Here is a 13193-nt window from a genome sequence, read left to right on the forward strand (position 1 = left end):
TGCCATAAAAAAAGGCGACTCGTTGAGGGTCGCCTTTCTGTTTTTTAGGCCCGACGTTATTCGTGGGCTACAGCACTTTCAATGGTCAGACGGACATCACTGGTCACCAGCTCTGCCAGCATCTGCCACATAATGTGGGTGCGTTCCGCATCGGCATCGCCTGAATCACTGATGTAGCCTTCATCACGCAGTGACAGCACCAGCGCGGTAAACACCGCTTTGTCGAAGAACTCTGGCGCGTTAATGCCATGCAACACTGACAAACGCTGCGCCAGCGTGCGGCTCTCTTTCTCCAGCGTGCCGCGGTTAATCGTCGGCTTGGCACTCAGAATGGCGAAGGTGATGGCAAAACGCTGCAGCGTTTCACGGATACCGGCAGCCAGCAGTTGCAATGAACGATGGCGGGCCGGATTCATGCGTAACTGCCCATCATGCTCGGTAATCAGGCCTTGTCGCGCCATCTCAGCACAGAGGGCATTCAGCACGCCTGGCAGCTCTGCGTTATCCCAGCGCAGGAACAGCTCACTCTTCAGCATCGGGTAAACCAGACTCACCTGACGCAGCAGCTCCGCCTCACTGATCTCACGATGCTGCTGCACAATAGCGGCAATCAGCGATGGCATGACCAGCATGTGGTGGATGTTGTTGCGGTAGTAGGTCATCAGGACGGCCTGCTCGCGCGGCAGAATGATGATATCGCCGATACTGTCTTGTTCCGTCTCAAACTTGTTCATGCCCATGGCGTGATCAAGCAGCGCTTCAGCACTCATCTCCGGCACGGTCGCTTCCGGCGAATAAGGCACGTTACGCAGCAGCTGGGTGTAGCATTCCAGTTGCTCAATCAACTGTTCACGCGTCAGGGAGCGCTGACGTGAAGCCAGCAGTGCAGTGACGCACAGGTTCATGGCATTGGCGGCACCGGCTTCGTTAATACGCACCATCAGACTTGCCGCAATATCATTTACGGTCGGCGTCATCCATGCCGGGCGTTGTGGTTCAATCGGATCGATCGCATCACGCCATTCCGGCACGTTTTTGTTCAGATAGTTCATCAACGGCAGGGGTTCGCCGAAGTTAACGTAGCCCTGGCCAAGATTGCGCAGTTTACGTAACCCGCGCACCATCTGCAGGAAACTCTCTTTCTCTTTGGCCGCGCCACGTAACTCTTTGGCGTAAGTACCCACTTCCATGACGTGTTCATAGCCGATGTAGATCGGAACAAACGTAATCGGACGGCTACCGCCGCGCAACATGGCTTGCAAGGTCATCGACAGCGTGCCGGTTTTAGGATCCAGCAGTCGGCCCGTGCGCGAGCGCCCGCCTTCAACGAAATACTCGACTGAATATCCGCGGCTGAACAACTCGCCCAGATATTCACGGAACACCGTGGAATAGAGTTTGTTTCCCTTGAAGGTACGGCGAATAAAGAAAGCACCCAGACGACGGAAAATCGGACCTGCTGGCCAGAAGTTCAGGTTGATACCGGCCGCGATGTGTGGCGGCACCAGCCCCTGATGGTAGAGCACGTAAGAGAGCAGTAGATAGTCCATGTGGCTGCGATGGCAGGGCACATACACAATCTCATGGCCATCTTGCGCCAGCTGACGGACTCGCTCGCCACCGTTGACGTTGATGCCCTGATAAAGGCGGCTCCACAGCCAGCCCATCACGCGGTCTGTGACGCGAATGGCCTCATACGAGAAGTTCGCTGCGACCTCTTCCATCATCTCAACAGCATTCTGCTGGGCTTTCTCGTGCGAGATTTTTTTACTACGCGCTTCATCTTCAACCGCTTTTTCAATCGCTTTGGATTGCAGCAGCTTGTTGAACAGATCCTGACGCGCAGGCAGACGTGGGCCTACAGCAGCCAGGCGCTGACGCGCGAAGTGAATGCGAGCCACGCGTGCCAGCTTCTGGGCAATCGACTTATCCGTACCGTGCTCCGTCGCCATCTGGCGCAGGGAAACGGTCGGCGAGAAGCGCACAAAGCTGTCACGTCCGTGCCACAAAATGGCGAAGAATTTCTCTACACCATTAAGGATGCGCAGATGTGGCGTATCTTCTCCCTGGATTTCGCGTCCCGGCGCACGACCAAACATCACCGCCACCGGTAACATCTGTACGTCGAGATCAGGGTTACTACGGTGCAAATCGAGATAGTCGTGGAATAGCTTCACCGACTCAGGATTGGCAACGAAATAGGGGAATACGCGTGGGCCATCATGAATAAACACGTGACGCGGCAGTAGCGTGCCGTCGATCTCCAGCGGAGCCAGCGGATCGGGCAGATCATGTTTCAGGCACTGTGTCCGAAGAGTGAGCAGGTCAGCCTTTGAATCATAAGGCAAAACATACATCACTGGACGAGTCGGATCGATCCCGTGTTCTGAGACAGGATCGGTCGGAATGACCTTACTCTTTACCAAAAAAGAGAGTGGTAAATTCAATAGTTTGTAATAAAGTTTACGCCAACCTGACATAGACAACTTAAAGCCTCTTGTTAGCAAAGCGCGGCAAGCATACCAGAAAGTGCAACGAAGATCTGTGGCTTACACGACCTCAGATAGCCCACATATTGACGCCAAATCACATCAAGGGTTCCAAAGCATGGCAAATAACGTCACCGGTATTCAAAGAATAGTGAATGCAGCCGGTTATTCCTGGCAGGGCTTGCGCGCCGCCTGGAAACATGAAGCCGCATTTCGTCAGGAAGCCATTGCTGCACTGGTGGCGATTGTGGTGGCTTGCTGGCTGGATGTTGATGCGATTTCCCGTGTGCTGATGATTGGCTCCGTGGTGCTGGTGATCATCGTTGAAATCCTGAATAGCGCCATTGAAGCGGTGGTGGACCGCATTGGGCAAGAGCGCCATCCTTTAGCCGGACGAGCAAAAGATATGGGCTCAGCGGCGGTGTTGCTGGCTATCTTACTGGCTCTGTTTGTCTGGATCGCACTGCTCTGGTCGCATTTGCGATAGGTATTCCAGAATCTTCAAACCGCTGATTTTTCCCTCTGTTTTGGTTTTCATTTCGCCAATACCTGTATATACTCACAGCGACTGTATAAACAACCAGGGGGCGGGATGAAAGCGTTAACCACCAGGCAGCAACAGGTCTATGATCTGATTCGCGACCACATTAACCAGACCGGCATGCCGCCAACGCGTGCGGAAATTGCTGCGCAACTGGGTTTTCGCTCGCCCAATGCTGCGGAAGAACATCTGAAAGCACTGGCGCGTAAAGGCGTCATCGAGATTGTATCTGGCGCTTCTCGCGGCATCCGCCTGCTAATGGAAGAAGAAGTCTCCGAAGGGTTACCGCTGATCGGTCGCGTGGCCGCTGGTGAGCCGCTGCTGGCGCAAGAGCACATCGAAGCGCACTATCAGGTTGATGCCAATCTGTTTAAACCTACCGCCGATTTTCTGCTGCGAGTGAGTGGTATGTCGATGAAAGACATCGGGATTATGGATGGCGACTTGCTTGCTGTGCATAAAACCCAGGAAGTCCGTAATGGTCAGGTTGTGGTGGCGCGCATTGATGATGAAGTGACCGTCAAACGCTGGAAAAAGCAGGGTGCCATTGTGCATTTGCTGCCAGAAAACACCGAATTCCAGCCGATTGTGGTCGATACCCGTGAGCAGGCTCTGACCGTTGAGGGTTTGGCTGTCGGCATCGTACGTAACGGCGAATGGCTTTAATCTCTCATTGAATTCCCCCGCTGCGGTTGGTCGCTGTGCTGACCGCAGTCTGATACATTGATTTTCCTCTTCAGGCTGATTGCCGGTTAATGGTCCTATTGACCAGCGCAACAATGGAACGGGCGAATGCGGCTGTTTTCCTCCTCAGATAAAGCATTGTGGCGGCTGGCGCTGCCGATGATTCTCTCCAATATTACTGTTCCGCTGCTCGGTGTCGTCGATACGGCAGTGATTGGCCATCTCGATAGCCCCATTTACCTCGGTGGCGTGGCGGTAGGTGCAACGGCGACCAGTTTCATCTTTATGTTGCTGTTGTTCCTGCGCATGAGCACCACGGGTTTGACTGCGCAGGCGTTTGGCGCGAACGATAAAACCGCTTTAGCGCGGGCGTTGACGCAACCTTTGCTGATCGCCCTGGTGGCGGGCGTGCTGTTTTTATTACTGCGCGCGCCCTTCAGTTTGATCGCAGCCTCATTAATGGGCGGCAGCCCGGAAGTGCAACACCAGGCACAAATTTTTATCAACATTCGCTGGCTTAGCGCACCGGCGACCTTAGCCAATCTGGTGATTTTGGGCTGGTTGCTTGGCGTGCAATATGCGCGAGCGCCGATGGTGCTGCTCATTGTCGGTAACCTGGTGAATATCCAGCTCGATCTCCTGTTTGTGCTGAAGCTTCACTGGGGCGTTGCAGGTGCGGCGGCGGCAACGGCGGTGGCAGAGTACGTCACGCTGGGTGTGGGGTTATGGATGGTGGTACGTGTGCTTAAGTTGCGCGGCATTTCTTTCAATCAGCTAAAACAGAGTTGGCGTGGTGATGCGGCACGCCTGTTCCGGCTCAACCGCGACATCATGCTGCGTTCGCTAATGGTGCAAATCTGTTTCGCGTCACTCACCTTGCTAGGCGCGCGTTTAGGGCCAGATGTTGTTGCGGTGAATGCCGTACTGCTGATGTTCCTGACGTTTACGGCCTATGCGCTGGATGGTTTTGCCTATGCCGTGGAGGCCTGCTCCGGTGAAGCGGTGGGGGCGCGAGATCGCAGTCGCTTATTACTGATTTGGCATGCTGCCTGCCGTCAGGCTGGTATCGTTGCCCTGGCGTTCGCAGCCATCTATGCAATAACCGGCCCCGAAATTGTGGCGTTGCTCACTTCGCTTGAGCCACTGCGAGAGATGGCCGATCGCTATCTTGGCTGGCAGGTGATTCTTCCGCTGATCGGTGTCTGGTGCTATCTGCTGGACGGTATGTTTATCGATGCCACGCGCGGGCGCGAAATGCGCAACAGCATGGTGATGGCGGCAGTGGGTTATGGGCTTGCCTTGCTGACACTCCCGTGGCTCGGTAATCACGGTTTATGGCTGGCGGTGACGGTGTTTCTTGCCTTGCGTGGCTTGACGCTCTGGTGGATGTGGCGACGTCACTGGCGACACGATAGCTGGTTCACTGTTTGAATAAGCGAAGCGTAAACTACAGATTATTCTGTATTTTTTGCGTAATCCTATCTGGCTACTATAATTATCTCATACGGCGCTATTGAGTAGCGCGTTGTGTGGGTGATTACCTGATTTATCAGGAGATCATCGCATCTCACTCAGGATGATGTGGAGGATTATGATGAACAAAGACGAAGCGAGCGGTAACTGGAAGCAGTTTAAAGGGAAAATGAAAGAGAAGTGGGGCAAGCTGACGGATGACGATATGACGGTCATCGAAGGTAAGCGCGAGCAGCTTGTCGGTAAAATTCAGGAACGCTACGGCTACGCGAAAGACCAGGCCGAAAGCGAAGTGAAAGACTGGGAAAGTCACAATAAAGATTACCGCTGGTAACCGGAATTAAGGAAGATGCTCCTACCCCGCCGATCACCCGTCGGCAAGGCACAAGGAAGTGCCACTCACCCTTTTCTCACTCTCTTTTTCGTATCAATCTCATGATCGTGATCGCAGCTATCGTGATGATTGCACGCTGCGACTTCTGCGCAGTTTTCACACAAACCATGGGCTTCAATAACCGTGTGGCGCAATGAGAAACCGGCTTGATCGGCCAATCCCGAAATAATCTTTTCTACGCCCTGTGCGTGTTTTTCACTGACTGCCGCACAACCATCACACACCAGCATCACCGAAGTATGCGCAGGCTCGTCGAAATGGTGGCAAACCACATAACTGTTATTTGATTCGACACGATGAATAAAACCCTGCTCCAGCAGAAAATCCAACGCGCGATAAATGGTCGGAGGTTTAGCCTGCGGCTCGCTGATGCGAAGTTGATCCAGCAGATCGTAAGCACTGATCGAACCATTCTGCTCAGCCATTAAACGCAACACTTCAGCGCGTTGAGTGGTCAGGCGCACGCCGCGGTCAAGGCAAAGGGATTCTGCCTGAGTAAGCAGTTGTGCGGGCGTGAGGTTTGACATAAGTGTTCTCCAGGTTGCAGGCGATGTTATTTTATCACACAAACTTTTACCCTGCTGTGATTGCTTTTTACCCGAGTAAAGACCAGGAAAAATCTCGTTAATCAATAAATTAACTTAACCTTCCTGTTGTGCTGATAAAACTGCTCATTTCAGACCCTCTATGAGATCAGTCATATAGCGTAATTATCACGCTATTTTTGCTTTGCAACTCACCGGGTTAGCGTCTAAGGTTCAAAAGGCCTTAAGTAATATCTGGCATCAATTTAGGATTTGTTCATTTTTCTGCATAACTAAACAACAGAATGGTGTGGTTGTATCCAATTCTGTGAACAGCAGTGCTATTTCCTTTTAATTCACAGCAATGATGTGTTAGCCAGGGTTCAGAATAGCGGCTAACTAAACTGTTTCGTTTCTGAGTTATTCAGCGACATTTCAAAGGTGATGGCAGGCTCATGGTGAAGACATTATTCAGGCACAAAAAAGTAGCTTATCTTGTTGGTTTGAATGCAGTATTTCTTTCTTCTTCAGCTCTGGCAGCAGGTACATGGTATGACGCGCGTAACGATGCCATGGGTGGCACCGGCGTCGCTTCGTCAACCTGGAGTTCAGCGGTGCTGGCTAACCCGGCATTGATGACCAAAGCCAAACCTGAAGATAACGTCAGCGTCATATTCCCTTCAGCCGGTGTGCAGGTTACCGACAAAGACAAATTAATTAACAAAGTTGATGACATCACGGACAGTGTTGATCGCTACAAAAACGTGATCGACAATCTGACGTTTGCCGACTATTTAAGAGGTTATCCGGAATTAAAGGCTGCGGCTGGTGATATGGCTAATCAGCTGGATGACTTAAAGGGTGATAAAGCACACGGTACTGCGGGTGTCGCTTTTGCTGTTACTGTACCGAATGAAACACTGCCTTTTGCCTTTATTACCAAAGCCTACGGCACGGCCAGTGTGCAGGCTAACGTTGTGGACAGCGATATTACCTATCTGCGCGGTGTGGCTAACGGCACGGTGATCCCCGTGCCAGGCGATCAGGATAAACTGAGTTCGAGCGGTCATGGTCTGGCAGCACTAGTCACGGACTATGGTGTGGCACTGGCACATGAATTTGATGTCGCTGGCCATCCGGTTTCTGTGGGCGTGACACCAAAGCTGCAAAAAACCTGGCTGTATAACTACACCGCCAGTATTTATAACTTTGATAAAAGTAATATCAACAACAGCCAATACCGCAGTTCCGATACCGGCTTCAACATTGATGCAGGCATCGCGACCGACTTTGGTGAGCATTGGACGTTGGGTGTGACAGGGCAGAACCTGATCTCACGCGACATCGACACCAAAACAGTGGAAGGCTACCGCGATACCTATCAAATCCGTCCGCTGGTCACGTCAGGTCTGGCCTGGAACTACGGCGCGTTCACCCTGGCAGGCGATGTTGATTTGACGCAAACCAAGCGTTTCAAATCGGAAGAAAGCAGCCAATATGCGGGAGTGGGGGCCGAGTATCGCGTGCTGGATTGGTTAGCACTGCGCGCGGGTTATCGTGCGGATATGAAATCAAATGATGCCAATGTGTTTACCGCAGGTCTGGGCGTTTCACCGTTTAACAACACGGTGCATCTGGATCTTGCTGGTTCAGTGGGTGACGATAATACCTGGGGCGGCATGCTGCAGCTCGGATTTAACTTCTGATTGCGTCATTTCACATCACGCTAACATTCACCCTGAAATGGCGTGAACATGCTCACAAAAACAGGTCGCCATTGGCGGCCTGTTTCATTCCTGGGCGCAGAATTTGTGATCGTTATCAATCAGCGAAGTTGTGCCAGATTCAACTGGGAAAGTAGCCAATCTTTAAAGCTATCTAACGCAAAGTGGCGATGCTGATGCCGTGGGAACACCAGGTAATGGCCGATATAGTGAATCTCCTGGGTGGTCTCAATCAGCGGACAAACTAAGCGCCCACTGGCAAGCTCTCGTTCTGCTAATAATTTGGATTCCAGCACCACTCCCAGACCATCTACGGCAGCGGCAATCGCCATAAAACTGCGGTCAAAGCGCAAACCATAATGGCGCGGAGGCGTCAGGTGATTGGCTTCAAACCAGCCCTTCCATTGGTAGAGTTGCACATCGCACTGAATCAACGATTGGTGATAGAGGTCCTCCGGGCAGCGGATGCGTGCGGCAATCTGTGGTGAGCAAAGCGGTGTTAATTCCTCCACGGCCAGCGGGATTTTCTCGTAAGGCGAAGGACGCGGCTCGCCATAAACAATATCTAAATCATAGTCATCCTGCTCAAAGCGCGCATATTCGGTGCTGGCTGAAAGACGCAGATCAATATGTGGGTGTGCGGCAATAAAGCTTCCCAGGCGGGGTAATAGCCACTGATGGGCAAAGCTTGGCGCGGTGTGCAGACGCAGTGGCCGCGATTCATCAGCGGTGACGAGCGAAAGTCCACGCTGCATCTCATCAAATCCCCGCTGGATATGTTCCAGCAAGATTGCCCCTTCTTTGGTTAGCATGATTTCGCGTGTACTGCGCTGAAACAGGCGCGTGTCGAGCGTCTCTTCCAGCTTACGAATCGCATGACTAATGGCGCTAGGCGACAAATCCAACTCTTGCGCTGCGGCGGTAAATGCCCCTGTGCGGCCTGCGGCTTCAAACGCGCGCAACAGCGACAGTGGGGCTTTTTTTAATAATGTCATTTGTGAATCCCATTCAACAGTTGATGCATTTTTTGCTTTTGTCGGCAGGCGCCAGGGCTGAGTAATCTGCTGCTAAACGGCAAGCAGGTGAAAATGGCACGTGAATCCGCTGCAGCTTTCACCATGACAGATCGCTCTTCTGCTTGCCAACTCTGCTGATTTTCTCTTCTTTCAGGAACAGATATGACGACTCTTGCAGAACCGGAATTGAGCCTTACACAGCGGCTGTCACAGCACGCTTATCGTATTCGTCGCTACGCATTGCAAATGGGCGAAGTACAGGGGCAAGGCTATATCGGCCAGGCTCTGGGACTGGCTGATATGCTGGCCGTGGCATGGTGCCATGCGATGAATTACCGCGCGGAAGAACCCGAATGGGAAGGCCGCGACCGTTTTCTGCTTTCCCACGGCCACTATGCGATTGCTCTTTATGCGGCGTTGATTGAAGCGGGCGTGATTCCTGTGGAGGAGCTGGAAACGTATGGGTCTGATGATAGTCGCTTACCAATGTCTGGCATGGCGACCTACACGCCAGGCATGGAAATTTCAGGCGGATCGCTCGGACAGGGGCTGACGATTGGTGTCGGTATGGCATTGGCATTGCGTCATAAAGGAAATCCGGCTTTTGTTTACAACTCAATGTCAGATGGCGAACTGGATGAAGGGGCAACCTGGGAAGCTGCGATGGGAGCGGCACATCATCAACTGAGTAATTTGATCGTCATGGTGGATATCAACCAGCAGCAGGCAGATGGCCCCTCTGGCAAGGTCATGGGATTTGAACCGCTGGCAGATAAGTGGCAGGCATTTGGCTGGCATGTACAGCGTGTGGATGGCAATGACATTGCTGCTGTGAAGCAGGCATTTGATCGGGCACGCGCGCTAGACGAACCCAAGCCGCGCGTCATTCTGCTGGACACGCTAATGGGTAAAGGCGTGCCATTCCTGGAAGCGCGTGAAAAGAATCATTTTATTCGTGTGGATGCTGACGAGTGGCAACAGGCCATCACCATCCTCGATCAGGCTCAGGAGGCCACGCAATGAGCAGCATCACCACAGAGAAAAAGCCACGCCTGACAACGTCGGCGATGATTGCCTCAATTGCCGCAGAAGGTCAAGCCACGGTTGCTGCGCCCTTTGGTCATGCGCTGGTCAAAGCCGCTGCGACCCGGCCGTCGATCGTTGGGTTGACTGCCGACCTGTCAAAATACACCGATTTGCATATCTTCGCCCAGGCCTATCCAGAACGTCATTTTCAGATGGGCATGGCAGAGCAGCTATTGATGGGCGCAGCCGGTGGCATGGCGAAGGAGGGCATGACGCCATTTGCGACCACCTATGCGGTGTTTGCCACGCGTCGTGCCTACGACTTTATCCATCAGGTGATCGCGGAAGAGCAGCTGAATGTGAAAATCTGCGCTGCGCTGCCGGGGTTAACCACCGGCTACGGCCCAAGCCATCAGGCCACTGAAGATATCGCGCTGATGCGGGGTATTCCGGGCATGACCATTGTTGATCCTTGTGATGCGCTGGACACGGAGCAAGCCGTTGCCGCTATCGCTGACCATCAGGGGCCGGTTTATATGCGTCTGTTGCGCGGTAAGGTGCCGCTGGTGCTGAACGAATACGATTATCAATTCGAACTGGGCAAAGCCAAATTGCTGCGCGATGGCCGTGATGTGCTGCTGATTTCCAGTGGGATTATGACAATGCGAGCACTGGAGACAGCAAAAGCGTTGGCAGCCGATAACGTCGATGTTGCGGTATTGCACGTACCGACCATCAAGCCTCTGGACACTGAAACCATTATCACCCAGTGCCGCCGTGCCGGGCGTTTAGTGGTGGTGGTTGAGAACCATAGCCTGGTCGGCGGTTTGGGTGAGGCGGTGGCGACCACGTTAATGCATGCGCAGATCATGCCCGTGTTTCGTCAAATCGGCTTGCCCGATCAGTTCCTGGATGCGGGCGCGTTGCCCACTTTGCACGACCGCTACGGCATTTCCACAGAAGCGATGGTCAGCGCGATTCGCGTCTGGCTGGCATAACGGCGCGAAAGGAGAACAGCATGAAGGTGATATTTGTCGGCACCGGGGCAATTGGTGTTCCTATGGCTTGCCAGATTCAGCGTGCAGGGCATGCGGTAATCGGAGTGGATGTGTTTGAAGCGTCGCGCCAGCGTGCTCAGGCGCAGGGGATTGAAGCGGTTAGCCGCATTGCAGAAGCACCTGAAGCGGATGTAGTAGTGGTGATGGTCGCCACGCCACAGCAGCTGCAGGCGCTGGTGGCGGAAGCGCTGCCGCAGGTGACTGGTCAGCACTGGGTCATCATGTCCACTGTCGGGCCGCAGGCGGTACGTGAGGCGGCTTCTTCACTGATTGCTGCCGGTGCGCAGGTCGTGGATGCACCGGTCACGGGCGGAACCGCCCGCGCCAGCACCGGTGAGTTAGTGATTTTTGCTTCCGGCGCATCTGCCGCCATTGCCTTTGTTGAGCCAGTACTCAAAACCATGGGATCGGTGTCGATAGTGGGTGACGAGGTTGGCGAGGGGCAGGGGATCAAGGTGATCAATCAGCACCTTTGCTCGGTGCATATTGTGGCAGCCGCGGAGGCGCTAAGTCTGGCAAAGTCGCTGGGGTTAGCACCCGCTCAGGTATTGAAACTGGTCGAGCGCGGCGCGGCGGGATCGTGGATGTTGTCAGATCGTGGTCCGCGCATGCTGGAGGGGACAGATGTCCCGGTCTCCAGCGCCATCAACATCTTTGTCAAAGATAGCGGGTTAGTGGCAGAGGCGGCGACCGCCTGCCACGCTGAGGTTCCGCTGTTACAGGTCGCTCATGCTCGTTATCTGGCGGCAGCAGAAGCCGGATTGGGGCAACGTGATGACAGCAGAGTGATCGAGACCTGGAGCAAACCTGCAAATTAACCGCTCCATCACTGCTGCCCGAAAAATACGATAATACCGGGGTAACACATGAACACGACTTCTGTACCTGCAAACACCCGCGACAATGCGGCGAAAGTCTCTTTCGCCTCAATGATTGGCTCAGCGGTGGAGAGCTATGATTTCTTTATCTACGGCACCGCCGCTGCAGCCTGGTTTGGTAAGATCTTTTTCCACACGCAAGAGCCTATCGTCGGCATTCTGGCGGCATTCGCCACTTTAGCGGTCGGCTTCCTGATGCGCCCGTTTGGCGGCTACCTCGCCGGCCATTTCGGCGATCGCTATGGCCGAAAAACCGTGCTGTTCTGGTCATTACTGGCCATGGGCGGTGCCACCGTATTGATCGGTGCGTTGCCAACCTATGAGCAGGCTGGCGTGCTGGCACCGATCTTGTTGATCTTATTACGCATGATCCAGGGGATCGGATTCGGCGCAGAGTGGGGCGGCGCGGTGTTAATGGCATTTGAGCATGCGCCCGTGAAAAAGCGCGGTTTCTATGGTGCAGTACCGCAACTCGGGATACCACTCGGCCTGCTGCTGGCGAATGGCTCTTTCCTGCTCTCTGCGGCACTGTTTGAAGGTGATTGGGTGTGGCGCATGCCGTTCCTGATCTCGTTTGTGATGGTGGCCATTGGCATCTTTATCCGAATGCAGGTCGCGGAATCGCCGGAATTCGAGAAAGCCAAAGCAGATAAGCAGATTGTGCAACAGCCCGCGCTGGAAGTGATTCGTCGTGACTGGCGCACCATCGTCAAAATTATGGGGCTACGCCTGGCAGAGACGGGTGGCTACTACATCACGACCAGTTTTATGTTGTCCTATGTGGTGCTGGCGGAAATCACAGATACGCGCCATGTGTTATGGGGCACGTTGATTGGTTCAGCGCTGGGGCTCGGCAGCCATCTGCTGTATGGCGCGCTAAGTGATAAGGTGGGACGTCGCCCAATATTCCTGATTGGCGCCATCTTCACCATTCTGTTTGGCATTCCTATGTTTATGCTGATCAACACCGGTGCAGTGATGATGGTGATTGTCGCTGTCGCTATGTCTCTGCTCTTTAGCCATGACCCGATTTTTGCGGTGGAGTCGAGTTGGTTCTCCGAGCAGTTTCCGGCTAACGTCCGCTCCTCGGGTATTTCATTGGGCTACAACGGCGCGTCCGTAGTGGCGGGGCTGTTACCGTTCATCGCAACAGGCGTGTACGGCATGGTCGGCTGGATCGGACCGGCGGTGATGTTCTCGTTACTGGGTGTCATTTCAACCTGGGTCGCCTTCAACACACGGGAAACCGCGCCGGTGAAAGTGGGCGAGCCCTCTCTGCCAGCCTCATCAACCTCAACAGCCCCGACGGTGTGAGTGAAATAACGGGCGGCTGTGTCGCCCGTTATTGCTGTGGTATCATTGCGCAGTTTCTCGTCACTCACTAAC

At 53.7% G+C, this 13193-nt stretch carries 12 protein-coding genes; 9 read left to right on the top strand and 3 right to left on the bottom strand.

The window, feature by feature from the left end:
* Positions 1–56 precede the first annotated feature (56 nt).
* Complete coding sequence (gene plsB, locus QMZ65_RS20810) at positions 57–2480, bottom strand: glycerol-3-phosphate 1-O-acyltransferase PlsB (RefSeq protein WP_283216614.1); 2424 nt, start codon at positions 2478–2480, stop codon at positions 57–59.
* A 127-nt stretch (positions 2481–2607) separates the two neighbouring features.
* Here plsB and QMZ65_RS20815 point away from each other — a divergent pair, with 127 nt between their 5' ends.
* The 4 genes from QMZ65_RS20815 to QMZ65_RS20830 all read left to right on the top strand — a co-directional run bounded on the left by QMZ65_RS20815 (position 2608) and on the right by QMZ65_RS20830 (position 5521).
* The gene (locus QMZ65_RS20815) at positions 2608–2976 is read left to right on the top strand and encodes a diacylglycerol kinase (protein ID WP_034826963.1); all 369 of its coding nucleotides are present in this window, start codon (positions 2608–2610) and stop codon (positions 2974–2976) included.
* A 105-nt stretch (positions 2977–3081) separates the two neighbouring features.
* Positions 3082–3696, top strand: a complete 615-nt coding sequence (lexA, locus tag QMZ65_RS20820; protein WP_034826962.1) for a transcriptional repressor LexA — start codon at positions 3082–3084, stop codon at positions 3694–3696.
* A 126-nt stretch (positions 3697–3822) separates the two neighbouring features.
* Positions 3823–5145 (top strand): MATE family efflux transporter DinF, encoded by a 1323-nt coding sequence (gene dinF / locus QMZ65_RS20825; RefSeq protein WP_283216615.1) that lies wholly within the window; start codon positions 3823–3825, stop codon positions 5143–5145.
* 163 nt (positions 5146–5308) lie between these two features.
* Positions 5309–5521, top strand: a complete 213-nt coding sequence (locus QMZ65_RS20830; protein WP_097118939.1) for a CsbD family protein — start codon at positions 5309–5311, stop codon at positions 5519–5521.
* Positions 5522–5586: 65 nt separating this feature from the next.
* On the opposite strand, the gene zur is transcribed toward QMZ65_RS20830, so the two are convergent.
* Positions 5587–6108, bottom strand: a complete 522-nt coding sequence (zur, locus tag QMZ65_RS20835) for a zinc uptake transcriptional repressor Zur (RefSeq protein WP_097118940.1) — start codon at positions 6106–6108, stop codon at positions 5587–5589.
* 452 nt (positions 6109–6560) lie between these two features.
* Here zur and QMZ65_RS20840 point away from each other — a divergent pair, with 452 nt between their 5' ends.
* Complete coding sequence (locus QMZ65_RS20840; protein WP_097118941.1) at positions 6561–7811, top strand: conjugal transfer protein TraF; 1251 nt, start codon at positions 6561–6563, stop codon at positions 7809–7811.
* Positions 7812–7930: 119 nt separating this feature from the next.
* Here the strand turns inward: QMZ65_RS20840 and QMZ65_RS20845 are convergent, their stop codons facing one another.
* Complete coding sequence (locus QMZ65_RS20845; protein WP_097118942.1) at positions 7931–8824, bottom strand: LysR substrate-binding domain-containing protein; 894 nt, start codon at positions 8822–8824, stop codon at positions 7931–7933.
* Between the two features lie 183 nt (positions 8825–9007).
* Here QMZ65_RS20845 and QMZ65_RS20850 point away from each other — a divergent pair, with 183 nt between their 5' ends.
* Genes QMZ65_RS20850 through QMZ65_RS20865 form a run of 4 tightly spaced genes read left to right on the top strand, consistent with a single transcriptional unit; the run spans position 9008 to position 13121 of the window.
* Positions 9008–9868: a transketolase gene (locus QMZ65_RS20850; protein ID WP_211729072.1), complete on the top strand. Its 861-nt coding sequence runs from the start codon at positions 9008–9010 to the stop codon at positions 9866–9868.
* On the top strand, positions 9865–10869 hold the full coding sequence (locus QMZ65_RS20855; RefSeq protein WP_283216616.1) for a transketolase family protein: 1005 nt from the start codon (positions 9865–9867) through the stop codon (positions 10867–10869). Before QMZ65_RS20850 ends, QMZ65_RS20855 begins: the two co-directional genes overlap by 4 nt.
* Before the next feature lie 20 nt (positions 10870–10889).
* Positions 10890–11747 (top strand): NAD(P)-dependent oxidoreductase, encoded by an 858-nt coding sequence (locus QMZ65_RS20860; RefSeq protein ID WP_097118944.1) that lies wholly within the window; start codon positions 10890–10892, stop codon positions 11745–11747.
* A 48-nt stretch (positions 11748–11795) separates the two neighbouring features.
* Positions 11796–13121 (top strand): MFS transporter, encoded by a 1326-nt coding sequence (locus QMZ65_RS20865; RefSeq protein ID WP_058960074.1) that lies wholly within the window; start codon positions 11796–11798, stop codon positions 13119–13121.
* Positions 13122–13193 lie beyond the last annotated feature (72 nt).

The organism is Pantoea sp. EABMAA-21, assembly GCF_030053335.1.
Lineage (GTDB): Bacteria > Pseudomonadota > Gammaproteobacteria > Enterobacterales > Enterobacteriaceae > Pantoea > Pantoea communis.

Coding starts and splice junctions, on each gene's coding strand:
- zur (WP_097118940.1), bottom strand. CDS start 6,108: ATGTCAAACCTCACGCCCGCACAACTGCTTACTCAGGCAGAATCCCTT.
- lexA (WP_034826962.1), top strand. CDS start 3,082: ATGAAAGCGTTAACCACCAGGCAGCAACAGGTCTATGATCTGATTCGC.
- QMZ65_RS20850 (WP_211729072.1), top strand. CDS start 9,008: ATGACGACTCTTGCAGAACCGGAATTGAGCCTTACACAGCGGCTGTCA.
- QMZ65_RS20855 (WP_283216616.1), top strand. CDS start 9,865: ATGAGCAGCATCACCACAGAGAAAAAGCCACGCCTGACAACGTCGGCG.
- QMZ65_RS20865 (WP_058960074.1), top strand. CDS start 11,796: ATGAACACGACTTCTGTACCTGCAAACACCCGCGACAATGCGGCGAAA.
- QMZ65_RS20860 (WP_097118944.1), top strand. CDS start 10,890: ATGAAGGTGATATTTGTCGGCACCGGGGCAATTGGTGTTCCTATGGCT.
- dinF (WP_283216615.1), top strand. CDS start 3,823: ATGCGGCTGTTTTCCTCCTCAGATAAAGCATTGTGGCGGCTGGCGCTG.
- QMZ65_RS20845 (WP_097118942.1), bottom strand. CDS start 8,824: ATGACATTATTAAAAAAAGCCCCACTGTCGCTGTTGCGCGCGTTTGAA.
- QMZ65_RS20840 (WP_097118941.1), top strand. CDS start 6,561: ATGGTGAAGACATTATTCAGGCACAAAAAAGTAGCTTATCTTGTTGGT.
- plsB (WP_283216614.1), bottom strand. CDS start 2,480: ATGTCAGGTTGGCGTAAACTTTATTACAAACTATTGAATTTACCACTC.
- QMZ65_RS20830 (WP_097118939.1), top strand. CDS start 5,309: ATGAACAAAGACGAAGCGAGCGGTAACTGGAAGCAGTTTAAAGGGAAA.
- QMZ65_RS20815 (WP_034826963.1), top strand. CDS start 2,608: ATGGCAAATAACGTCACCGGTATTCAAAGAATAGTGAATGCAGCCGGT.